Source organism: Luteimonas soli (genome assembly GCF_042648865.1).
GTDB classification, from domain to species: domain Bacteria; phylum Pseudomonadota; class Gammaproteobacteria; order Xanthomonadales; family Xanthomonadaceae; genus Luteimonas; species Luteimonas soli.
Window position 1 is genome coordinate 333829 of the sequence record NZ_JBHRYA010000001.1, and the last position, 24641, is coordinate 358469.

Annotated in this window: 14 protein-coding genes; 13 read left to right on the forward strand and 1 reads right to left on the reverse strand. The window is 70.1% G+C overall.

The window, feature by feature from the left end; all coding sequences use genetic code 11:
* The first annotated feature begins 89 nt into the window (after positions 1-89).
* Together lptF and lptG are read left to right on the forward strand one after the other, a co-directional pair.
* Entirely contained in the window at positions 90-1190 is a 1101-nt protein-coding gene (gene lptF / locus ACFONC_RS01560) for an LPS export ABC transporter permease LptF (RefSeq protein WP_386741807.1), read from the forward strand.
* A complete protein-coding gene (gene lptG, locus ACFONC_RS01565) occupies positions 1121-2299 on the forward strand; it encodes an LPS export ABC transporter permease LptG (protein WP_386741808.1) in 1179 nt (392 codons plus the stop codon). Before lptF ends, lptG begins: the two co-directional genes overlap by 70 nt.
* 192 nt (positions 2300-2491) lie before the next feature.
* Here lptG and ACFONC_RS01570 read toward each other — a convergent pair whose 3' ends face one another.
* Positions 2492-2968 (reverse strand): RDD family protein, encoded by a 477-nt coding sequence (locus ACFONC_RS01570; protein WP_386741810.1) that lies wholly within the window; start codon positions 2966-2968, stop codon positions 2492-2494.
* Between the two features lie 302 nt (positions 2969-3270).
* Here ACFONC_RS01570 and xerD point away from each other — a divergent pair, with 302 nt between their 5' ends.
* From xerD to xpsI, 11 genes are all read left to right on the forward strand, one after another.
* Positions 3271-4218 carry a site-specific tyrosine recombinase XerD gene (gene xerD / locus ACFONC_RS01575; protein ID WP_386741811.1) on the forward strand — a complete coding sequence of 316 codons (948 nt, stop codon included), beginning with the start codon at positions 3271-3273 and terminating at the stop codon, positions 4216-4218.
* 99 nt (positions 4219-4317) lie between these two features.
* Positions 4318-5151, forward strand: coding sequence for a DsbC family protein (locus tag ACFONC_RS01580; RefSeq protein WP_386741812.1), 834 nt, complete (start codon positions 4318-4320; stop codon positions 5149-5151).
* A gap of 127 nt (positions 5152-5278) precedes the next feature.
* The gene (purL, locus tag ACFONC_RS01585) at positions 5279-9196 is read left to right on the forward strand and encodes a phosphoribosylformylglycinamidine synthase (protein ID WP_386741813.1); all 3918 of its coding nucleotides are present in this window, start codon (positions 5279-5281) and stop codon (positions 9194-9196) included.
* 415 nt (positions 9197-9611) lie between these two features.
* Positions 9612-17114 carry an ESPR-type extended signal peptide-containing protein gene (locus ACFONC_RS01590; RefSeq protein WP_386741814.1) on the forward strand — a complete coding sequence of 2501 codons (7503 nt, stop codon included), beginning with the start codon at positions 9612-9614 and terminating at the stop codon, positions 17112-17114.
* Positions 17115-17229: 115 nt separating this feature from the next.
* Positions 17230-17673: a post-PEP-CTERM-1 domain-containing protein gene (locus ACFONC_RS01595; RefSeq protein WP_386741815.1), complete on the forward strand. Its 444-nt coding sequence runs from the start codon at positions 17230-17232 to the stop codon at positions 17671-17673.
* Positions 17670-19679, forward strand: a complete 2010-nt coding sequence (locus ACFONC_RS01600; protein WP_386741816.1) for a pre-peptidase C-terminal domain-containing protein — start codon at positions 17670-17672, stop codon at positions 19677-19679. The genes ACFONC_RS01595 and ACFONC_RS01600 overlap by 4 nt, the downstream gene beginning before the upstream one ends.
* 429 nt (positions 19680-20108) lie before the next feature.
* Positions 20109-21800 carry a type II secretion system ATPase GspE gene (gspE, locus tag ACFONC_RS01605; protein ID WP_386742208.1) on the forward strand — a complete coding sequence of 564 codons (1692 nt, stop codon included), beginning with the start codon at positions 20109-20111 and terminating at the stop codon, positions 21798-21800.
* Positions 21800-23017: a type II secretion system protein XpsF gene (gene xpsF / locus ACFONC_RS01610; protein WP_386741817.1), complete on the forward strand. Its 1218-nt coding sequence runs from the start codon at positions 21800-21802 to the stop codon at positions 23015-23017. Before gspE ends, xpsF begins: the two co-directional genes overlap by 1 nt.
* A gap of 157 nt (positions 23018-23174) precedes the next feature.
* Entirely contained in the window at positions 23175-23609 is a 435-nt protein-coding gene (gspG, locus tag ACFONC_RS01615) for a type II secretion system major pseudopilin GspG (protein WP_386741818.1), read from the forward strand.
* A gap of 66 nt (positions 23610-23675) precedes the next feature.
* The gene (xpsH, locus tag ACFONC_RS01620; protein WP_386741819.1) at positions 23676-24185 is read left to right on the forward strand and encodes a type II secretion system protein XpsH; all 510 of its coding nucleotides are present in this window, start codon (positions 23676-23678) and stop codon (positions 24183-24185) included.
* Positions 24182-24634 carry a type II secretion system protein XpsI gene (gene xpsI / locus ACFONC_RS01625; protein WP_386741820.1) on the forward strand — a complete coding sequence of 151 codons (453 nt, stop codon included), beginning with the start codon at positions 24182-24184 and terminating at the stop codon, positions 24632-24634. The genes xpsH and xpsI overlap by 4 nt, the downstream gene beginning before the upstream one ends.
* The last annotated feature ends 7 nt before the right edge of the window (positions 24635-24641 follow it).

A 24641-nucleotide genomic window follows, 5' to 3' on the forward strand; every position in this document is an offset into this window, starting at 1 on the left:
TTGCCCGTTCACCATGGCGGCCGGAGGCCGCTGGCGCTGCGGCTGACATGACGCGGTTGGACCCCCAATTCTAAGGCAACCCCCGCCCGATGCCGAAAAAGCTCGATTCCTGGCTGTTCCGTGAGTTCGCGCAGGCCACCTTCGCTACCCTGGTGGTGCTGATGATCGTCAGCCTGGGCGGGGTGTTCGCCGACGTGCTGGGCGATATCGCCCGCGGGCGGGTGCCGGCGGGGATGATGCTGGCCCAGCTGGGCCTGCAGCTGCTCAACTACCTGCCGCTGATCCTGCCGCTGGGGTTGATGCTGGGGCTGCTGCTGGCGGTCGGGCGGCTGTACCGCGACTCGGAGATGCCGGTGCTCACTGCCATCGGGGTCGGCCCGCGGCGCCTGCTGCGGCCGCTGATGATGCTGGTGCTGCCGGTGGTGGCGGTGATCGCGCTGTGCTCGCTGTGGCTGGGGCCGTGGGCGCGGGATTACGCGCGGGGGATGGTCGAGGCCGGCAACCGCAGCCTGCTGGTGGCGGGCCTGGAGCCGGGGCGCTTCATCGAGCTGCCCGGCGGCGGCGGGGTGGTGTACGTGGGTTCGATGTCCAACGACGGCACCCGGCTGTCGCGCGTGTTCGTCTACCGGCAGGACGGCGACCGCCTCGACGTCACCACCGCGCGCCACGGCCAGCTCAACGTCGACGGCGAGGAGCGCTACCTGACGCTTGACCAGGGCTTCGAGGTCGAAGGCCCCCTGGGCGCCGGCCGCGACTACCGCCTGATGCGCTACGCCAGCAACGACCTGAGGCTGCCCGACGTCGACGCCGAGTCGGACGACACCGATCCCGAGCGCATGCCCACCAGCGCGCTGCTGGGAGACCCGCGCCCGGAGGCGGTCGCGCAGCTGCACTACCGGCTGGGGCCGCCGCTGCTGGCGCTGGCGTTCGCGCTGCTGGCGGTGCCGCTGGGACGCAGCTCGCCGCGGCAGACGCGCTATGGCCGGGTGATGCTCGGCTTCCTCGCCTACATGGTCGGCACCAACCTGATGTGGATGGGCACTGACTGGCTGGCCAAGGGCAAGCTGCCGCTGGCGATGGGCCTGTGGTGGCTGCTGCTGCCGCTGCTGGCGTTCGCGGCGTGGGCCTACCTGCGCGACGGCCGCATGCGCCGGCCGAGGGTCGGGCGCGCGGCCAGGGGGGGCGCGTGATGGCGCCGTTCCCGAAGATCCACGACCTGTACGTCAGCCGCATGGTCGTGATGACCGTGCTGCTGACCTGGACCGTGCTGGTGGGCCTGGACGTGGTCAACGCCATGATCAGTGAGTTCGGCGATGTCGGCAAAGGCAACTACGGCCTGCTCGATGCGGTGACCTACATCGTCTACACCATCCCGCGCCGCGCCTACACGATGTTCCCCACGGTGGCAGTGATCGGCGCGCTGATGGCGCTGGGGCAGCTGGCCGCCAGTTCCGAGCTCACCGCGCTGCGCGCGCTGGGCCTGTCGCGGCGGCGGCTGAGCCTGTCGGTGGCGGCGCCCTTGCTGGTGCTGACCGCGCTGATGATGGTCAACGGCGAGACGCTCGGCCCCTGGGGACAGCGCAGCGCCGACGGCATGAAGACCGCGGCCAAGTCGAAGGACATGGCCGTGGCGCAGTTCTCGGGGCTGTGGGCGCGCGAGGGCGACATCTTCCTCAACGCGCAGAACGGGCAGGAACACGCCGACGGCAAGGACACCTGGCTGGAGCTCGACGACGTGCGCCTGTTCGAGTTCGCGGACGACGGCCGGCTTGAATCGATCGCGCGCGTGGCCACCGCCGAGCACCGCAAGAGCGGCTGGCTGCTGCGCGGAGTCAAGCGCACCTACTTCGAAGGCAATTCCGTCACCCAGACCGAGGTGATGGAGGAGCACTGGACCTCGCAGCTCGACGCGGCCGCGCTGGCCGCCAGCGCCAGCAACCTGTGGCGCCCGCGCTACATGTCCGCGCGCGACCTGCGCGACGGCATCAACTACCGCAAGCGCAACGGCCTGGATGCCAGCGAGTTCGAAGAGCATTACTGGGGTCGCTGGTTCTACCCGCTCAACGTGCTGGCGCTGTGCCTGGCGGCGATCCCGTTCGCCTTCGGCACGCTGCGCAGCGGCGGCGCCGGCAAGCGGCTGTTCATCGGCATCGTGTTCGCACTCGGCTTCTGGCTGTTGCAGATGCAGTTCGTGAAGCTGGCCGGCGTGTACCGCTTCGACTACCGCATCGCCTACCTGATGCCGCCGGTGGTGATGCTGGGCGTTTCGGCGTGGCTGTTCAGGCGCAGGAGCGGGTGAGCACGCGCGTTTGCGAGGCATTGCCTCGCGCGTGGGCCAACGCCCGGCCATGGATGGCCGGGCAGGGCGATCCGAAGCCGGCAATGTGACGCCAAGGATGGCAGCCGCGATTGGCGGCTCGACCCGTACGACTCGCTGTCACGAAAACCGTCGGGGGCGTAGCCCCGACCCGGATCAAGTCCGGGGCAGGCTCTACGGCTTGGGCTTCCTCAGCATCCGCGTGCCGCTGGCGCGGTCATGCCAGGCCAGGCGGTCGCGATCGACCCACGCCCACCAGAACCCCAGCCCCGCCGCCAGCAGCGACACCGTCCCCACCGCGTAGCGCACGCACAGCGCCCGCCACGAGGGCAAGTTCCCGTTCGCGCCTGCCACCACCAGCCGCCATGGCCGCATTCCCAGCGTCTGCCCGCCGCGGCGCCAGCTGAGCACCGCGTACAGCCCGCTGAGCAGCCAGCAGGTGAGCCAGAGCAGCCACTGCAAGCCGCTGAGCGGGGCGATGTTCTCGTGCGGATCGTGGTGCCCGGCGATGGTGTAGCCGAGGGTGAAGCACAGCGACGCCAGCATCCACAGCGCCAGCGCCGGCCACAAGTCGTAGAACAGGGCCAGCAGGCGCCAGCCGATGAGCGGACGGGGTGGGGTGGTGGCGTTCCCGGGTGTTTCGTCGGACATGCGCGACAGGATACCGGGCGCCGCCCGGGAGCCACGGTTCCTTGCTCCCTCCCCTGCGAAGGCAGGGGAGGGCCGGGGAGGGGTGTCTTTCGGATCAGGTTGAACCGTGGACACCCCCTCCCAACCTCCCCCTGCCTTCGCAGGGGGAGGGGCCAAGGCAAGAGCTCGCGGCTTCCGCCGCTCCTGCAAATGCAGATGCAAAAGCTCCGGCGCGGGCAAGCGCGGCCTCATCCCGAACTGTCGCGCTACGCTTCACCCCAGCCCCCAGCCCCCAGCCCCCAGCCCCCAGCCCCCAGCCCCCAGTGACCACCCCCGCCGACCGCCGCGCACTCACCACCAACCTGCCACCGCTGCAGGACGCCGACGCGCGGGCGATCGAAGCATTCATCGACGCGATCTGGGCCGAGAGCGGCCTGGCCCGGCAGACGCTGGACAGCTACCGCCGCGACCTCGAAGGCTATGCACGCTGGCGCGACGGGGCGCAGGGCGGGCTGGCCGGCGCGGACCGGGCAGGGTTGTTCGAATACCTCGCCTGGCGGACCCGGCACGGCTGGTCGCCGCGCAGCAACGCGCGCCTGCTGTCGGCGCTGCGGGCGTTCTTCGGCCATCGCGTGCGCCAGGGCCAGCGCCGGGACGACCCCACCGCGCTGCTCGAACCCCCGAAACTGCCCCGCTCGCTGCCCAAGGCGCTGGCCGAAAGCCAGATCGACGCCCTGCTCGCCGCCCCCGACGTCGCCACGCCGCTGGGCCTGCGCGACCGCGCCATGCTCGAACTGATGTACGCCGCCGGCCTGCGCGTGAGCGAACTGGTCGGCCTGCCGGCCACCGCGGTGAACCTGCGCCAGGGCGTGCTGCGCGTGACCGGCAAGGGCAGCAAGGAGCGGCTGGTGCCGCTGGGCGAGGAGTCGCAGCATTGGCTGGAGCGTTATCTCGCCGAATCCCGCCTGCAGCTGGCCGGCAGGCGCAGCCTGCTTCCGCTGTTCCTGGGCACCCGTGGCGAGGCGCCCAGCCGGCAGCAGTTCTGGACCCTGGTCAAGCGCTACGCCGCCGCCGCAGGCATCGATCCGGCCAAGGTCAGCCCGCACGGCCTGCGCCACAGCTTCGCCACCCACCTGCTCAACCACGGCGCCGACCTGCGCGCGTTGCAGATGCTGCTCGGGCACAGCTCGCTGTCGACCACGCAGATCTACACCCTGGTCGCGCGCGAGCACCTCAAGCAGTTGCATTCGAAGCACCATCCGCGCGCCTGAGCCGGCCAGCCGGGGCTGAACGCGGGGACCGCCCGCAGGTCGCGACGGTCGGACCGCGTGCGACAATGCGCGCATTCGCGTCTTGCCCCCGGAACCCGCATGAAACCCTATCTCCTCGCCGTGCTCGGCGCCTTCAGCCTGAGCGCCTGCGCCCAGACCGACAGCCCGCCGGCAGCCGATCCCGCCGCCCCCGCGTCCGCCACGCAGCCGGCCGCCACGGCCAGCGCGCCGAAGGTCGAACCGGGCTCCGCCGACGAGCGCGCGCGCGACGCGATTCGCAAGCTCAACCCGCACATCCGGATCGAGCACATCGACGCGGCGCCGCTGGCCGGGTTCCGCGAGGTCATCGTCGGCGGGCAGACGCTGTACGTCAGCGACGACGGCCGCTACATGCTGCAGGGCAGCCTGTACGACATGGACGCCAAGCGCGACCTGAGCGAGGCCAGCCTGGCCGGGTTGCGCCGCGACCTGCTCAAGACGATCCCGGTCAAGGACCGCATCGTGTTCTCGCCGCCGAACCCGAAGTACACCGTGGCAGTGTTCACCGACGTCGAATGTGGCTACTGCCGCAAGCTGCATTCGCAGATCGACGACTACAACCGCGAGGGCATCGCGGTGCAGTACCTGGCGTTCCCGCGCATGGGGCTGGGCAGCGCGGACTTCCAGAAGATGGTCAACGTCTGGTGCGCGAGCGATCGCAAGCAGGCCCTCACCGACGCCAAGAACGACCGCAGGGTGCCCACGCGCAACTGCACCAACCCGGTGACGATGGAATACGACGTCGGCCAGCGCATCGGCCTGGCCGGCACGCCGCTGATCGTCGCACCCGACGGCACGGCGATGCCCGGCTACATGCCGCCGAAGGAGCTGCGCGCCGCGCTCGACAAGCTGGCGGCACGGGCGACGGGCGCGGGCGCCGCCGGGAGCCGGTAATCGGAGGCGGGATCGGGAATCCGGAATCGGTGAAGGCGTACGCCACGCACGGCCGCCGATTGCCTGCTTCCGGGTTCCCGGCTCCGGCTACAATGACGCCCCCCGCAGCTCCCGACCGCCTCCGGACATGATCGTCCTCGAGGGCCAGCCGGCCCTGTCGCCGTTCCGCCGCGAACGCCTCGAATCCCGCCTGCGCGCCCTGTCGCCGAACGTCCGCGTGGCCGGCGCCTGGCACGTCTACTGGGTCGAACCGGTCGACGCTGGGCAATCCATCGACAGCGCCGTCCTGCACCGCATCCTGCAGGCAGGCGACGCCGTCGCGCCGCGCGACGACGAGGCGGTTTCGCGCTACGTCGCCCCGCGCCTGGGCACGATCTCGCCGTGGGCCAGCAAGGCCGGCGAACTGCTGCGCGGCGCAGGCCTGGCCGTCAAGCGCGTCGAGCGCGGCCTGCGCATCGACGTTGCCGGCTGGCCGGACAATCCCGGCGTGCAATCGGCGCTGGCGCAGCTGCTGCACGATCCGATGACGCAGTCGCTGCTCGCCTCGCACGACGAGGCCGGCGAACTGTTCCGCGTCCCCGTGCGCGGCGAGGTCGAGCGCATCGCGCTTTCCGGGCTCGAGGAAGCCAACGCACGCCTCGGCCTGGCGCTGGCCGACGACGAGATCGAGTACCTGCGCGAACGCTTCGGCGAGCTCGGCCGCGACCCCAGCGACGTCGAGCTGATGATGTTCGCGCAGGCCAACTCCGAGCACTGTCGGCACAAGATCTTCAACGCCTCGTGGACCATCGACGGGCAGGACATGCAGCGCGATGGCGCGCCGCAGACGCTGTTCAAGATGATCAAGCACACCCACGCGCAGACGCCGCAATACACGCTGTCGGCCTACAGCGACAACGCCGCGGTGGTCGAGGGCTACCCCGCGAAGCGCTTCCGTCCCGATCCGAAGACGAATGCATATCGCGCCGAGCCGATGCGCGACAGCGCGTTCTGCATCAAGGTCGAAACCCACAACCACCCGACCGCGATCTCGCCCTTCGCCGGCGCGTCCACCGGTGCCGGCGGCGAGATCCGCGACGAGGGCGCGACCGGCCGCGGCGGCAAGCCCAAGGCCGGGCTGTGCGGGTTTTCCGTTTCACACCTGCGCATTCCCGCGCTGCCGCAGCCGTGGGAACACCCGCGCGCGCTGAACCCGCGCATGGCGCCGGCGCTGGAGATCATGCTCGACGGCCCGCTCGGCGCGGCCGCGTTCAACAACGAGTTCGGGCGGCCGAACCTCACCGGCTATTTCCGCTCGTTCGAACTCGAGCAGCCCGCGCACGGCGGCGACGCGCCGCTGGTGCGCGCCTACGACAAGCCGATCATGCTCGCAGGCGGCCTCGGCGCGATCGACCGCGCAATGGTCGAGAAGACCCTGCTGTCACCGGGCGATGCGGTGATCGTGCTCGGCGGCCCGGCGATGCTGATCGGCCTGGGCGGTGGCGCGGCCAGTTCGGTGGCCTCGGGCGAAAGCGCCGAGGACCTCGACTTCGCCTCCGTGCAGCGCGACAACCCGGAGATGGAGCGCCGCTGCCAGGAAGTGATCGACCGCTGCGTCGCGCTCGGCGACGACAACCCGATCCTGTGGTGCCACGACGTCGGTGCCGGTGGCCTGTCGAACGCGATTCCCGAGCTGCTGCACGACTCCGGTGTGGGCGGCGTGATCGACCTCGACAAGGTGCCCAGCGACGACCCCTCGCTGTCGCCGCTGCAGCTGTGGTGCAACGAATCGCAGGAGCGCTACGTGCTCGGGGTGTCGCAGGCGCAGCTGGCCGAGTTTTCCGCGCTGTGCGAGCGCGAGCGCTGCCCGTTCGCGGTGGTGGGCACGGCGACGGCGGAGGAACGGTTGGTCGTGGGGTACGGTGCGATCGTGGAGGCCGCCGATGCGGGCAGGCCTCACCCCATCGACCTGCCCATGGACGTCCTCTTCGGCAAGCCGCCGAAGATGCACCGCGACGCCCGCCGCCCGCGCCACTCGCGCTGGGCGTCGCTGTCGACCGACACGCTCGACCTGCACGAGGCCGGCCTGCGCGTGCTCGCGCATCCGACGGTGGCGTCGAAGAGTTTCCTGGTCACCATCGGCGACCGCAGCGTCGGCGGGCTGACCGCGCGCGACCAGATGGTCGGGCCGTGGCAGCTGCCGGTGGCCGACTGCGCGATCACGCTGGCGGATTTCGAGGGCCACGCCGGCGAGGCGATGGCGATCGGTGAACGCACGCCGGTCGCGCTGATCGACCCGGCCGCCGCTGCGCGCATGGCCGTGGGCGAGGCGATCACCAACCTGTGCGCCGCGCCGGTCGAATCGCTCGACCGGATCAAGCTCTCCGCCAACTGGATGGCCGCTGCCGGCCACCCCGGCGAGGATGCGCGCCTGTTCGACGCGGTGAAGGCGGTGGGCATGGGGCTGTGTCCGGACATCGACCTGTCGATCCCGGTCGGCAAGGACTCGCTGTCGATGCAGGCGCAGTGGCACGCAGATGGCGTTGCGCACAAATCCGTCTCGCCGGTGTCACTGGTGGTGACCGCGTTCGCCGCGGTGCCCGACGTGCGCGGCCAGCTCACGCCGCTGCTGTCGCGCGATGCCGACACCGAGATCTGGCTGCTCGGCCTCGGCGCCGGGCGCCAGCGCCTGGGCGGCTCGATCCTGTCGCAGTGCTTCGACGCCTTCGGCGGCGCCGCGCCCGACCTCGATGACCCGCAGCGCCTGCGCCGGCTGTTCGAACTGGTCTGCGACGCGCGCCAGGCGGGCCTGCTGCTCGCCTACCACGACCGCTCCGACGGCGGAGCCTTCGCCGCGCTGTGCGAGATGGCGTTCTGCTCGCACCTGGGCCTCGACATCTCGCTCGAAGGCTGGGGAGGCGACCGCGCCGACGACGTGTGCCGCACGCTGTTCAACGAGGAACTCGGCGCGATCGTGCAGATCCGCGGCGAGCACCGCGCCGAATTCGCCGACCTCGTCGCGCGCCACGGCCTGATCGAATGTGCCCAGCGCATCGCCCGACCCAGCACCGCGCCGGCGATCCGCATCACCGACGACGGCAAGACCCTGGTCGAGTGGCACTGGGAGACGCTGTTCGATGCCTGGTGGTCGACCAGCCACGCGATGCAGAAGCTGCGAGACGATCCCGAATGCGCCGACGAGGAGCGTGCCGCCGCGCGCCGTTTCGACGCGCCCGGGCTGCAGCCGAAGCTCACGTTCGATCCAGCCGACGATGTCGCCGCGGCCTACGTGAACACCGGCGCCAAGCCGCGCGTGGCGATCCTGCGCGAGCAGGGCGTCAACGGCCAGGTCGAGATGGCGTCGGCGTTCGTGCGCAGCGGCTTCGAGGCCGTCGACGTGCACATGAGCGACCTGATTGCCGGCCGCGCCGACCTGGCGTCGTTCGCCGGCATGGTCGCCTGCGGCGGTTTCAGCTACGGCGACGTGCTCGGCGCCGGCCGCGGCTGGGCCACCTCGATCCTCGAGCGCACGGCGCTGCGCGACATGTTCGAAGCCTTCTTCGCCCGCGGCGACACGTTCTCGCTGGGCGTGTGCAACGGCTGCCAGATGATGTCGCAGCTGCGGGACATCATCCCGGGCGCGGCGCACTGGCCGCAGTTCCTGCGCAACCGCAGCGAGCAGTTCGAGGCACGCTTCGGGATGCTGGAAGTGGTCGAGTCGCCGTCGCTGTTCTTCCGCGGCATGGCCGGTTCGCGGGTCCCCGTCGCCATCGCCCACGGCGAAGGTCGCGCCGAGTTCGCCAGCGCGACCGACCAGGCCGCTGCCCGCGTCGCGCTGCGCTACGTGCAGGGCGATGGCCGCCCGGCGACCAACTATCCCGCCAACCCCAACGGCTCCGCCGACGCCATCGCCGGCCTGTCCAGCGAGGACGGCCGCGCCACGATCCTGATGCCGCACCCCGAACGCACCCCGCGCACTGCCAACCTCAGCTGGGCGCCGGACGGCTGGCCGGAGGATTCGCCGTGGCTGCGGATGTTCCGCAACGTGCGGATGCGCATGGACTGAGTCTTCCGATCCCTGATCGGCTGCACCCGAAGCCCGGCATCGTGAGATGGCGGGCTTTTTCGTTGTGCGCTGCGTCAGAAGATGACGTTCCGCGACACCTTGCTTTCACATCTCAACTTATTGAAAAGGAATGTAATTCTTCCTGTAAAAATTCCCGCTCCGTCGCCAGCTGACAAAATCAGGCGGAAAGTGCCGCAACTTGACGCCCAAAATCCGAGCGGCGAGTATCGGGGAGGACAGCTGCGGTTTGGGGCCCGTTCAGCCACATGGCCGCCAGGCAATTGTTCGTCGTGGGGAACGGCGTTCCCCCTGCACAACCAGCAAATTCGGAGTCGTCACCATCCATTGACCGCCCGGCGGCAAGCCGAGCGGCCAGCGTCATCTTCGCCATCAAAATCCGTAGGGGAATGAGTCCATGAACCGCATTTACCGCAAGATCTGGAGTGTCGAGCGTGGTGTCGTCGTTGCATCGGAACTGGCGAAGGCAAAGGGCAAGGGCAAGGGCGCACGACTGCTCCAGGCGGTGATCCTTGCCGGTGTGGTGGTCTCGGCGCCGGCCTTGGCCAAGCAGGTCTGCGACCAAGGGAGCAATCAGGGGAATGCGGCAGGGACCGCGACCGGGCCCGCTTCGCTCGCCTGCGGCGATGCTGCCGTGGCCAATGGCGCGGCAGCGACCGCGGTCGGCCATGCCGCCCAGGCGGTCGGTGTCAGCACCACCGCAATGGGCAACAACGCACGCGCGCTACAGGCTAACGCCACTTCGCTCGGCTCCAACGCCATCGCCAACACCGCCGCCAGCACGGCCGTGGGCTCGAATGCGCAGGCCTACGGCCTGCACGGCACCGCGCTTGGCTACAGCGCGCAGGCACGTGGCCTGGATTCGGTGGCGATCGGTTTCACCGCGTACGCCAGCGGCGCCAATGCGATTGCCGCCGGCGCCGGCGCGCGCGCGACCGGCGATGGTGCCTCCGCGTTCGGCCAGGGCAGTGACGCGAGCGGCGACGGCTCGACCGCGCTGGGCCAGGGGAGTGTCGCCTCGGGCGAAGACAGCACCGCGCTGGGCGCGGGCGCGATGGCAACCGGGATCGGCGCAACCGCGACCGGTGCGGGTGCGAACGCCTCGGGCGCGTACAGCACCGCGACCGGCACCGAGGCATCGGCCTCGGGCCTTCAGGCCACGGCCAACGGCTTCCGCAGCGACGCCGCGGGCGACGGTTCCACGGCGGTGGGCGGCTACAGCGTAGCCAGCGGCTTCGGCGATTCGGCATTCGGCTACGGCGCCGAAGCCACCGGCGGCACGGATACCGCGCTGGGCTTCGCGGCAGCGGCAAGCGGCGGAGATGCGACCGCGCTGGGTTCAAACGCGATCGCCAGCGGTTACAACAGCGTGGCGGTGGGCGGCGCGCTGCTGGGGTTCCTGCCGACCGAAGCTTCGGGCGACTTCGCGGTCGCCGTGGGTGGTGGGGCCTGGGCACCGGGCAGCAACGCCACGGCGGTGGGCAACCTGTCCACGGCCTCGGGCGACAACAGCCTGGCACTGGGCGGCGATTCGACGGCGAGCGCGGACGGCAGCGTGGCGCTGGGCCAGGGCTCGCTGGCCGACCGGGAGAACACGGTATCGGTGGGTAGCGAAGGCAACGAGCGCCAGGTCACCAACGTGGCGGCGGGCACCGAAGACACCGATGCGGTGAACAAGGCCCAACTCGACGAGGTGGCCAAGACGGCGGAGAACACCGACCACTTCTTCAAGGCCAGCGACGATCCGGACAACCCGGGCCTTGGTGCGTTCATCGACGGCGACAACGCCACGGCCGCGGGTGAGAACAGCAACGCGTTCGGCGACGGGACTTCGGTCTACGGCGCCAATACGTATGCATTCGGCACCGGCGCCACGGCAGTGGGCTACAACAGCGTGGCGGACGGGCAGAACAGTGCCGCATTCGGCCAGGGGGCGCAGGCCGCGGGTGATTCCACCACCGCGATCGGCGGCCAGCTGTATTACGAGGATCCGGACACCGGCGAAGTGCTGCTGGACAGCCAGACCCTCGCGGGCGAAGTAGGGGCGACGGCGCTGGGCGCGGGCGCGCAGGCGCTGGGCGCGTTCAGTTCGGCCGGTGGCGCCGGTGCGCAGGCCATGGGGCTGCAGTCGACCGCATTCGGCTACAGCGCGACCGCGATGACCGACTATTCGATGGCCCTGGGTGCATTCGCGAATGCGCAAGGCAACTATGGATCGGCGGTGGGTTACGGCAGCGCGGCGACGGGCGAGTCGAGCGTGGCCGTCGGCGGCCTGGCCGACCTGATCCCGGGCTGGGGCTTCCTGGTCGGCACCGAGGCCAGCGGTTATGGCGCCTCGGCGTTCGGCGCGGGCGCCTATGCGTCGGGGGATTCCAGCACGGCGATCGGCCTGCTGGCCACGTCGAGCGGCGATTCGTCGGTGGCGCTGGGTGAAAACAGCTACGCCTCGGCACTGGGCGCCAGCGCCATTGGCGCGCAATCGGAAGCCTGGGGGGTGCAGTCGACCGCGGTGGGCGCGGTGGCGACGGCCGATGCGGACGGCGCAAGCGCGCTGGGCAGCGGCAGCTATGCGGCGGCGACGGACAGCACCGCAGTCGGCTTCCTGGCCTGGGCCGACGCGGACAACAGCGTGGCGCTGGGTGCGAACTCGTACACCGACCGTGCCAACACGGTATCGGTGGGCGACATCGGCAACGAACGCCAGGTCACCAACGTGGCGGCGGGCACCGAAGACACCGATGCGGTGAACCTGGCGCAGCTGCAGGAAGTGGCGAAGACGGCGGACAACACCGACCACTTCTTCCAGGCCAGCGACGACCCGGACAACCCGGGCGTGGGCGCATACGTGGAAGGGATCAACGCCACGGCGGCGGGCGAGGCGAGCAATGCCATCGGCGACGGCTCATCCGCGTTCGGCAGCGGCGCCAATGCCATCGGCCAGAACGCGACCGCAGTGGGCTTCAACGCCCTGGCGGTAGGCCAGAACAGCGCGGCCTTCGGCCAGGGCGCACAGGCCGACGGTCCAGCCAGCGTGGCGATCGGCGGCACCGCGGTCGACGAGAACGGCGACCCGCTGATCGTCGACGGTAACGGCGACCCGATCGAACTGGCGGCGACCAGCGCAGGCGTGGGCGGCACCGCCGTGGGCGCGACGGCAAACGCGGCCGGCTTCGCGGCGTCGGCGTTCGGCGTCGGCGCGACGGCGGCCGGCGAGATATCGACCGCGGTCGGCGCGGTGTCCAACGCGCTGGGCGACTACAGCACGGCGGTGGGCTACGCCTCGGTCGCGCAGGGCGCGAGCAGCACGGCCGTGGGCGAATCGAGCCAGGCCACGGGAGAGGAATCGACCGCGGTGGGTGGCGCGACGTTCTTCGGCCTGATCCCGACGCAGGCCACCGGCACCGGCGCCTCGGCGTTCGGCAACGGCGCCTGGGCGACCGGTGAGTATTCGACGGCGCTGGGCTGGAACAGTTATTCCGCAGGCGACAGCGCGACCGCGGTGGGCGAAAGCGCCTACGCGATGGAGCTGGGCGCGACGACGGTGGGCGCGCAGGCGGAAGCCTGGGGCGTGCAGTCGACCGCGATCGGCGCGGTGGCGACGGCCGACGCGGACGGCGCGAGCGCGCTGGGCAGCGGCAGCTATGCGGCCAACGTCGACAGTACCGCAGTCGGCTTCCTGTCGGCTGCGCTGGCTGACAACAGCGTCGCGCTGGGCGCAGGTTCGGTGGCGGACCGCGACAACAGCGTGTCGGTCGGCAGCGCCGGCGCAGAGCGCCAGGTCACCAACGTGGCGGCGGGCACCGAAGACACCGACGCGGTGAACCTGGCGCAGCTGCAGGAAGTGGCGAAGACGGCGGACAACACCGACCACTTCTTCCAGGCCAGCGACGACCCGGACAACCCGGGCGTGGGCGCGTACGTGGAAGGCATCAACGCCACGGCGGCCGGTGAGGCAGCCAACGCGATCGGCGACGGCGCATCGGCCTATGGCAGCGGCGCGATGGCGATGGAGCTGAACGCCACGGCGATCGGCTTCAACGCCACGGCCAACGGCGCCAACAGTGCGGCGCTGGGCGCGATGGCGCAGGCGGCCGCGGAGTACTCGACCGCAGTCGGCGCCGAGAGCGCGGCGCTGGGCGAGCAGAGCACGGCGACGGGCGCGGCGGCGTATGCGATCGGCGACGGCAGCACAGCCAATGGCGCGCTGAGCGAAGCCAGCGGCGTCGAGTCGACGGCGGTGGGCTACTTCAGCACCGCCAGCGCCGACGGGGCGACCGCGCTGGGCGCGGAGTCGACGGCCAGCGGCGAGGACTCGACTGCGGTTGGCTTTGCGTCGAACGCAAGCCAGATCGGGGCGAGCGCCTTCGGTGAAGGCGCGGACGCCTCGGGTGCGTACGCGTCCGCGCTGGGCAGCGAATCGATCGCATCGGGCCAGCAGGCGACGGCGACCGGCTTCCGCAGCGACGCATCGGGCGTGGGGGCCTCGGCGATCGGCAGCTACAGCGCGGCAGCCGGTTACCTGGGCTCGGCGATCGGCTACGGCGCCGACGCCGGTGGCGACTACGCCACGGCGGTGGGCGTGGCGGCCAATGCCAGTGGCGTGAGCGCCACGGCGGTAGGCGAGTACAGCCTGGCGACGGGCGAGGAGTCGACTGCGGTGGGCGGCAGCACGCTCTTCGGCCTGATCTCGACAGAAGCCAGCGGCACGGGTGCGGCGGCATTCGGCAATGGCGCGTGGGCAACGGGCGAGTACGCGACGGCGATCGGCTGGAACAGCTGGTCGAGCGGTGCGAGCAGCACGTCGCTGGGCGAGAGCGCGTTCGCGACCGCGGACGGTGCGACCGCGCTGGGCGCAGGCGCGAACGCTTCGGGCGTGAACAGCGTGGCGCTTGGTGCGGGTTCGGTTGCCGACCGCGACAATAGCGTGTCGGTCGGCAGCGCCGGCGCAGAGCGCCAGGTCACGAACGTGGCGGCGGGCACGGAGGACACCGATGCGGTGAACGTGGCGCAGCTGCAGGAAGTGGCGAAGACGGCGGACAACACCGATCACTTCTTCCAGGCCAGTGACGACCCGGACAACCCGGGGGTGGGCGCGTACGTGGAAGGCATCAACGCCACGGCGGCCGGTGAAGCAGCCAACGCGATCGGCGACGGCGCATCGGCCTACGGCAGCGGCTCCTTTGCCCTGGCCGACGGCGCGACGGCGGTGGGTTACAACTCGCTGGCCACGGGCATGAACAGCGCGGCCTTCGGCCAGAACGCGCAAGCGACCGGCCCGGCCGCGGTGGCGGTGGGCGGCAACGCGGTCGACGAGAACGGCGATCCCCTGATCACGATGAACGGCGAGCCGGTGACCACCGGCGCGACGAGCGCGGGCGTTGGCGGTACGGCGCTGGGCGCGAGCGCGAACGCCGAAGGCTTCGCGGCGACGGCGGTCGGCGTGGGCGCGTACGCGACCGGCGCACAGTCGTCGGCGTTCGGCGCGGTGGCCAACGCGATCGGTGACTTCAGCACCGCCGTGGGTACGCAGGCACTGGCGCTGGGCGATGGCAGCACGGCGGTGGGTGAATCGTCCGAAGCCAGCGGCTACGCGTCGGTCGGCGTCGGTTCCGGCGCCCTGGCCAGCGGCGAAGACGGCACGGCGGTGGGTGGCACGGCGTGGGCGACGGGCGACCAGAGCACGGCGCTGGGCCAGTTCGCCTGGGCGACCAGCGACGGCGCGACCGCGCTGGGCCAGGACACGTTCGCCTACGCGGACGGCGCCACGGCGATCGGCGCGAGCGCGTGGTCGAACGGCGAGAACAGCGTGGCCCTGGGTTCGGGCTCGCGCGCCAGCGAGGCGAACGTGGTGTCGGTGGGTAACGGCACCGGCAACGGCGGCTACCCGGCCACGCGCCGGATCACCAACGTCAGCGACGGCATCGAAGACAACGACGCGGTGAACGTGGCGCAGCTGCAGGAAGTGGCGAAGACGGCGGACAACACCGACCACTTCTTCCAGGCCAGCGACGACCCGGACAACCCGGGCGTGGGCGCGTACGTGGAAGGGATCAACGCCACGGCCGCGGGCGAGGCGACCAATGCGATCGGCGCAGGTGCCTCGGCGTACGGCAGCGGCGCGAACGCGCTGGCCGACGGCGCGACGGCGGTGGGCTTCAACTCGCTGGCCACGGGCATGAACAGCGCCGCGTTCGGCCAGAACGCGCAGGCGACCGGCCCGGCCGCGGTGGCGGTGGGCGGCAACGCGGTGGACGAGAACGGCGACCCGCTGATCACCAGCGGCGGCGTGCCGGTGGATACCGGCGCAACCAGCGCAGGCGTCGGTGGCACGGCCATCGGCGCGAGCGCGAATGCCGACGGGTTCGCGGCGACGGCGGCGGGCGTGGGCGCGTACGCGACCGGTGCGCAGTCGTCGGCGTTCGGCGCGGTGGCCAACGCGATCGGCGACTACAGCACGGCGGTCGGCACCTCGTCGGCCGCAGTGGGCACCAGCAGCGTCGCAGTCGGCGGTGTGGTGGACCTGATCCCGGGGGCTGGCTTCTTCGTTTCCACCCAGGCCACGGGAGAGAGTGCCGCGGCGTTTGGCGCGGGCGCGGGCGCGTCCGGTGACTACAGCACCTCGGTCGGCACATTGACCGCGGCCGAAGGCGCCGAAAGCACGGCACTCGGCTACTTCGCGTACGCGGCCGGCGACAACGCCAGCGCGCTCGGCGCGGAGTCCTGGGCCAGCGGTGCGAACAGCGTCGCGCTGGGCTTCTACAGCACCGCGTACGGCGTCGATAGCCTCGCGGCAGGTGCATACTCGATCGCCAACGCGGACAACAGCGTCGCGCTGGGTGCCTACTCGGTTGCCGATCGCGACAACACCGTTTCCGTCGGCGACGTCGGAAGCGAGCGCCAGGTCACCAACGTGGCCGCCGGTACCGAAGCCACGGACGCCGTCAACAAGTCCCAGCTTGACGAAGTCGCCGGCAGCATCGGCGACCTTGCCGACGGCGTCGTGCAGTACGACGACGAGAGCAAGGACACCGTGACCCTGGCGGGAGAGGAGGGCACCGTGATCGGCAACGTCGCTGCCGGTTCGGTCAGCGCCGGGAGCATGGACGCGGTCAATGGAGGCCAGCTGTACGGTGCGCTCGACAGCACCGCCCAGATGCTGGGCGGCGGCGCGGCGGTGACGGCGTTCGGCACGATCTCGGCGCCGACGTACATGATCCAGGGCGGCAGCTACTTCAACGTCGGCGATGCGCTCAGTGCGCTTGATGGTGCGATCAGCGGCCTGGATAGCCGTGTCAGCCAGCTTGAATCCCCCTCCGGCAGCAGCGCCAGCGGCAATGGCGATGGCCAGCCGACCGGGAGCGGCAGCAGGAGCAGTGTCATCGCCGGCAATGACGACGCCGGTGGCAATGCAGACACCGTGGCCACCGGGACCGGTGATACCTCGGTTGGCCAGGGGGCTGCGGTGACCGGCGGCAACCAGCAGGTCGCCAGCAACGGCGGCGGTAGCGTGGCCGCCATGGATGCCGAGACGAAGAGCTACGTCGACACCACCGCCACCCAGACGCTGTCGCAGGCCAACGCCTACACCGACGCCAAGTTCGCGGAATGGGACGACACGTTCGCCGCGTTCCAGGGCGAGATCGACCACCGTCTGGCCGAGCAGGATCGCCGCATCGACAAACAGGGCGCGATGGGCGCGGCCATGCTCAACATGGCGACCAGTGCCGCCGGCATCCGCACGCAGAACCGCGTGGGCGTGGGCGTCGGCTTCCAGGGCGGCGAGAGTGCGCTTTCGGTCGGTTACCAGCGTGCGATCAGCGATCGCGCGGTGATCACCATCGGCGGTGCGTTCAGCGGTGACGAGTCCTCGGTGGGCGTCGGCGCCGGCTTCGGTTGGTAACGCAAGAATCGGAGCCGGCATCGCGCCGGCTCCCGCAATACCGGTAATCCCGTGGCAGGGGCATTGGGAAAGCCGACCCGCTCCAGTACGTTTTTTCAACGGGAGGAATCCAGTGATGCAGAAGAAACTGATGGGCGCGGTGGCCGTGGCCGCCGTCGCCGCGCTTGCTGCAAGCAGCGCCGCAATGGCCGGGCCGCCGGCGTCCAAGGGGTCGAAGGCCAGGCAGGCGACCGTGGTCCAGCCGGGGGTGCAGGTCGCGATCGATCCGGCCACCGGGCGCGTGCGCGCACCCACCGCCGCCGAACGCCAGGCGCTCGCTAATACCCGCATGACCAGCAGCCGGTCGACCGGGTCAGTTGCCGGCCAGAGGCCGCGCAACGAAAGCGAGGCGTTGTCCACGCTCCGGGTCCACAGGAAGGGCAGGATCAACATGTCCGTGCAGGTGCCCGAGAACCAGTTCAACTACCTCACCGCCCAGCGCAATGCCGATGGCAGCATCAGCATCCGCCACGAGGGTGATGCCGACCACGACGCGGCCCCGCAGGAGGTGACGCAATGAACCGCACCCTTCTGTTCACCGCATTGCTCGCCGCCAGCGGGATGATGCACGCCAACGCCGCCCATGCCGACGCCACGATCAACATCGTCAATCTCGACGAAGGCACCGGACAGGGTCTGGACGACCCGACGCCCGCCACGCCGATCGGCGGCAACCCGGGCACCACCCGCGGCGAGCAGGCGCAGATCGTCTTCCAGTTCGCGGCCGACCTGTGGGGCTCGGTGCTGGACAGCGACGTGCCGATCCACAACACCGTCACCTTCCAGCCGCTCAGCTGCACCGAGACCTCAGGCGTGCTGGGCTCGTCCGGCACCAACTACATCTTCAGCTTCAACGACCCGGCGCCGGACGGCGCGATCGTCGATACCTGGTACCACTCGGCACTGACCGATGCGCTCCTGGGTACGGACGCGGGAACCGAAAATGGCCTGCCGCCCGACGAGCCCGACATCATCAGCCGCTTCAACGGCGACCTCGGCAAGCCTGGCTGCATGAGCGCTTCGGGCTGGTACTTCGGCATCGACGGCAATGCGCCTGACAACCAGATCAGCCTGCTTGACGTGATCATGCACGAGATGTCGCACGGCCTGGGCTTCTCCGGGTTCAACAATCTCAGCACGGGCGCCTTCTTCCAGGGCGTGCCGGACATTTATTCGACCTACGTGGCGAACAACGACACCGGCAAGAACTGGATCGACATGACCGATGCCGAGCGCCAGGCTTCGGCGGTCGACGACACGCACCTGATCTTCACCGGTGCAACGGTCAAGGCCGAGGCGCCGCTGGTGCTGGATGCGGCGATGACGTTCGAGGTGACTGCGCCGGCGGGGATTGCCGGTGAGTACGCCTACAACGCGGCGCAGTTCGGTGCATCGCCGACGCCGGCCAACTTCTCCGGCGAAATGGCCGTTTCCACCGGTGCCGACAACCTGGGTTGCGGCGTGTCGACGCCGATCCCGGGCGTGTCCGGCAAGCTGGCGCTGATCGACCGCGGCACCTGTGCCTTCACCGAGAAGGCGGCCAATGCCCAGGCGGGCGGGGCCACCGGCCTGATCATCGCCAACAACGAGGACGTCGGGATCATCCCGATCGGCGAGGATCCGTCGATCACGATCCCGGTGATCGCGGTGACGCTGTCGGTCGGCAACACCTTCAAGGCCAACCTGCCGGTCACCGCGGGGCTCGTGCAGCAGCCGGGCCTGGCCGGTACCGACGAGGAAGGCAACGTGTTGCTGTACGCGCCGACCGCGCTCGCGACCGGTTCGTCGTTCTCGCATTACGACACGAGGCTGACGATGGACGCCCTGATGGAGCCGTTCATCAACGACTCGCTGTCGGCGGACGTACTGGTCGACCTGACCCCGGCCTTGTTCAAGGACATCGGCTGGACCATCCCCGGCAACAACCAGATGCTGCTCACCTGCGACACCGGCGTGCCGACCAGCGTTGCCGGCGGCCTGATCGCGGGTGCGAACATCTACGCCAGCGCCAAGGCGTTCGCCGGCGGTGCGGAGAACCTGCTGGTCTACCGCGACGAAATCCGCGCCCACGCGGACGTGCTCGCCGACGGTGAAGTGATCACGCCAGACCAGCACACCTCGGTGCTTGCGTGCCTCACGGACGAAGCCACCGCTGCCCAGTTCGAGGAATGGGGCAACGGCGACACCGGCGAGCCCTGCGATCCGGAAACCGAGGACTGCGGTCCGGACGCCATCGCCCTGACCAACAAGGTCCCGGTGGGTGGTCTGTCGGGCAGCGGCGGCGAAGCGCTGTACAGCTTCGAGGCCGAGGCCGGTTCGGTGCTCAGCATCATGACCTACGGCGGCACCGGCAACGTGTCGGTGTACGTCAGCCTGGGCGAGGAGCCGACCACCGACTCCTACGACAGCAGGTCGACGCGTGCCGGCAACAGCGAGACCGTGCGCTTCACCGCCCCCGAGGCGGGGACGTACTACATCAAGCTGACCGGTACCTACAGCCGCCTGACCCTGGTCGCGCGCCAGTAGCCGTCAACGATCGGGTTTCCGATCAAGCAGTACCAGACCCCGGCTTCGGCCGGGGTCTTCTTTTGTTCGACCTTACGATTCCGGAGAGGTGCCCTGCCTCATGTCCGATTGCCTGGTTCGCCGCTACCTGACTGTCCCGGCGCTCAGCGATCTTGGGGGCGGCGCTTTCCCCGGTGGTTCTCCGAAGCAGGGCCGTGGCGCGCCAGTGGGAACACCAGCCGCGAGCCTGCACACGGCGACCGCCCGGTGTCGACACCTGCCATTACTGCCGACGGCCTGCATTCCCGTGGTTTTTCCCGCAACTGAACTATCCCGCCGCGCGCCCGGCTGGCACGTCCGGCAAGCTGTTAAAGTCGACTCCCCCTGCAGGAGTGGAACGTGAACGCGGCTGCCGACACCATCGCAAGCGACCGCGACCTCGAAGCGGGAATGGACGAGCGCATCGTCGCCGCCCTGCTCGACAAGGGTCGCCTGAAGGAACCCGACCTCGCCCGCGCCCGGCGCCTGCAGGAGGAAACCGGCGGCAACCTGCTGTCGCTGCTGGGCCGGCTCGGCCTGGTGTCCGAACGCGACCACGCCGAAACCTGCGCCGAAGTGATGGGCCTGCCGCTGGTCGCGGGCAAGGACGCGCCTGAAACACCGCCGGAGCTGGTCTCCGAATCGCAGCCGCTGTCGCTGCGCTTCCTCAAGCAGTTCCACCTGTGCCCGCTCGGCGAGCGCGGCGGCAGGCTGCTGCTGTGGATGGCCGATCCGCACGACCGCTACGCCATCGACGCAGTGCGACTGGCGACGGGCAGCGAGGTCGAGCTGTGCGTCGGCCTGCGCTCGGAGATCGACGACCTGATCGAGCGCTGGCACGGCCAGGGCCGCAGCGCGATGGGCACCATCATCGAGACCGCCGACGGCGAAGCGTCCGGCGACATGGACGACGTCGAACACCTGCGCGACCTGGCGTCCGAAGCGCCGGTGATCCGCCTGGTCAACCTCATCATCCAGCGCGCGGTCGAGATGCGCGCGTCCGACATCCACATCGAACCGTTCGAAAACCGCTTGAAAGTGCGCTACCGCATCGACGGCGTGCTGGCAGAGGGCGAGAGCCCGCCGACCAACCTGACCGCCGCGGTGATCAGCCGCATCAAGATCATGGCCCGGCTCAACATCGCCGAGCGCCGCCTGCCGCAGGACGGCCGCATCATGCTGCGTGTGCAGGGCAAGGAGCTGGACCTGCGCGTGAGCACGATGCCCACCGCGCACGGCGAAAGCGTGGTCATGCGCCTGCTCGACCGCGAAACGGTGGTGTTCGATTTCCAGCGGCTCGGCTTCACCGACCACTTCCTGCCGCAGTTCCAGAAGGTGCTCGAGCAGCCGCACGGCATCCTGCTGGTGACCGGGCCGACCGGTTCGGGCAAGACGACGACGCTGTACACCGCGCTGAGCAAGCTCAACACCAGCGACGTCAAGATCATCACCGTCGAGGACCCGGTCGAGTACCAGATCGAGGGCATCAACCAGATCCAGGCCAAGCCGCAGATCGGACTGGACTTTGCCAGCGCGCTGCGCAGCATCGTGCGCCAGGACCCGGACATCATCATGATCGGCGAGATGCGCGACCTGGAAACCGCGCGCATCGCGATCCAGTCCGCGCTCACCGGCCACCTGGTGCTGAGCACGCTGCACACCAACAACGCCGCCGGCGGCATCACCCGCATGCTGGACATGGGCGTGGAGGACTACCTGCTCACTTCCACCATCAACGGCATCCTCGCCCAGCGCCTGGTGCGCCGGCTCGAGCCCACGCATGCGGAGCGCTATCCGGCATCGCCCGAGGAAATCGAGAAGTTCGGCCTGCGCCGCTACCAGCCCGAGGGCGAGATCTTCCTCTGCCGCCCGGGCAGCTCGGCGATCGCGTCCACCGGCTACCTCGGCCGCACCACGATCATGGAATTCCTGGTGATGAACGACGAGCTGCGCCGCGCGGTGATGCGCCACGCCGGCATGGGCGAACTCGAACAGATCGCCCGCCAGTCCGGCATGCGCACGATGTACGAGGACGGCATCGCCAAGGCGCTGGCGGGCGAGACGACGATCGAGGAAGTGCTGCGGGTGACCGAGGACGCGTGATGCCCCTCTACCACTACAAGGCACTCAACAGCCGCGGCGAGGCGCTCGACGGCCAGATGGAAGCCGCCAGCGATGCCGAAGTGGTGCTGCGCCTGCAGGAGCAGGGGCACCTGCCGATCGAGGCGCGGCTGGCCAGCGAGGGCGGCGGCGAGCCGGCGTGGCGCGCGTTGTTCAAGTCCAGGCCGTTCGCGGGTGAGCGGCTGGTGCAGTTCACGCAGCAGCTGGCGACCCTGCTTGGCGCCGGGCAGCCGCTGGACCGCGCGCTGACCATCCTGCTGGAACTGCCGGAAGACGAGGCGGCCCGGCGCATCGTCACCGACATCCGCGACGCGGTGCGCGGCGGCGCATCGCTGTCGACGGCGCTCGAGCGCCAGCACGGCGCGTTCTCGCGCCTGTACATCAACATGGTGCGCGCCGGCGAGGCGGGCGGCAGCCTGCAGGAAACCCTGCAGCGGCTGGCCGACTACTACGAGCGCAGCAACGCGCTGCGCGGGCGCGTGGTCAATGCGCTGATCTACCCGGTGATCCTGCTGGTGATGGTGAGCGGCTCGCTGCTGTTCCTGCTCGGCTACGTGGTGCCGCAGTTCGCCGGCATGTACGAGAGCCTGGATGCGCAGATGCCGTGGTTCACGCAGATCGTGCTGGGGCTGGGCCTGTTCGTGCGCGACTGGTGGATCGTGCTGCTGGTGGTGCCCGCGCTGCTGGCGTGGTGGCTCGACCGCAAGCGCCGCGATCCGGCGTTCCGCGCACGGCTGGACGAATGGATCCTGCACCGCAAGCTGGCCGGCTCGCTGGTCGCCAAGCTCGACACCGCGCGCCTGATGCGCACGCTCGGGACGCTGCTGAAGAACGGCGTGCCGCTGCTGACCGCGATCGGCATCGGCCGCAACGTGCTGCTCAACCGCTCGCTGGCCAGCGACCTGGCCGCCGCCGCCGAGGACGTGAAGAACGGCGGCGGCCTGTCCACGGCGCTGGCCAAGGGCAAGCGCTTTCCGCGGCTGGCGCTGCAGATGATCCAGGTGGGCGAGGAGTCGGGCGCGCTCGACACGATGCTGCTCAAGACCGCCGACACCTTCGAGCAGGAAACCGGCCAGGCGCTGGACCGCATGCTTGCCGCGCTGGTGCCGTTGATCACGCTGGTGCTCGCGGGCATCGTGGGCGCGGTGATCCTGGCCGTGCTGATCCCGATCTACGACCTGACCAATTCGATTTCATGATGGACGAAAGCACATTCCATGGCTCTTGTGGGAGCGGCTTCAGCCGCGAGCTTTTGAACGATCGGTCCAGCCCGAAAAGCTCGCGGCTGAAGCCGCTCCCACAAGGACAACGGGGTTGTCCGGAAAGAAAGACACACAGTTGAAGAGGAATCACACAGTGCAACGCAACCGTTCCATCACCCGCTCCCCGCGCCGTGCCGCGCAGTCGGGCTTCAGCCTGATCGAGATCATCATCGTCACCGTGCTGATCGGCGGCATCGTGGCGTTCGCGGCCAGCCGGATCCTGGGCGGCGGCGACAAGGCGCGCTACCGGCTGGCGCAGTCGACGGTGCAGACCATGGCCGAGAAGATCCAGTCCTACCAGATGGACACCGGCAGCCTGCCCGCTTCGCTCGAGGACCTGGTGCGGCAGCCGGGCAACGCCAGCGGCTGGCTCGGCCCGTACGCAAAGGAAGGCGACCTGAAGGATCCGTGGAACACGCCGTACGTGTATCGCGTGCCGGGCGAGAACGGCGCCTTCGACCTGGTCAGCCTTGGGGCCGACCGCAAGGATGGCGGGACCAGCGTCGACGCCGACATCAAGTACGAGTAGGGATCGATGGCAGGCGTGGCGGCGCAAGGATCACGGCATGCGTCGCCGCGACGCGTGCATGAAGCCGTGCGCCGGGCCGGCCGCCGTGCATCCGTGCATGGCTTGGGTCGTTGCCCCGCGCGACGTGCGCGCGCTGCCGGATTCACTCTCCTGGAAATGGTGGTGGTGATGGTGATCATCGCCGCGGCGATGCTGCTGGGCGCGATGGCGACCACCGGCGGCACGGCGCGCATGCAGCTGCATTCGAGCACCAAGCAGATTGCCGCCAACCTGCGCTACACCCGGGCGCAGGCGATCGCCACCGGCGAGCCGCAGCGCTTCACGATCGATCCGCAAGGACACGCCTGGCAGGCGCCGAACGGGCGCCACGGCGCGATCCCGGAGGCGCTGGAAGTCAACTTCACCGGCGCGCGCCAGGTGCAGCCGCAGGCGGGCGTCGGCGCGATCATGTTCTTCGACGACGGTGCCTCCACCGGCGGCCGCGTGCAGCTGGCGCGTGGCGACGCGGCGTGGAATGTCGACGTGGCTTGGCTGACCGGCGAGGTCACGCTGCGTCGCGCGGAGCGCGGGCAATGAGCGCGGGCCGGTCGTCCCGAGTCCCGCCCGCGCGCCAGCGCGGCTTCACCCTGCTGGAAGTCATCATCGCCTTCGCCGTGCTGGCGCTGGCGCTGACCCTGCTGCTGGGCACGCTGTCGGGCTCGGCGCGCGAGGTGCGCGCGTCGGCCGATGCCGGGCGCGCGGCGCTGCACGCACAGTCGCTGCTCGACCAGGTCGGCGTCGGCGAGGCGCTAAGCCCGGGGAGCCGCGACGGCGAGTTCGAGGACGGCCGCTATCGCTGGCACCTGCGCATCGATCCCTACGTCGACCCCACCATGCGTACCCGCGACACCATCGAACCCGGCGCGGCGCGGCTGATGCTGCTGGCATTGGACGTGGAGTGGGGCGACGGCGGCCCGCGCCAGAGCCTGCAGCTGCAGACGCTGCGGCTTTCGCAGCCGGATGCATTCGGGGGCGGTTCGTTTTGAACACCGC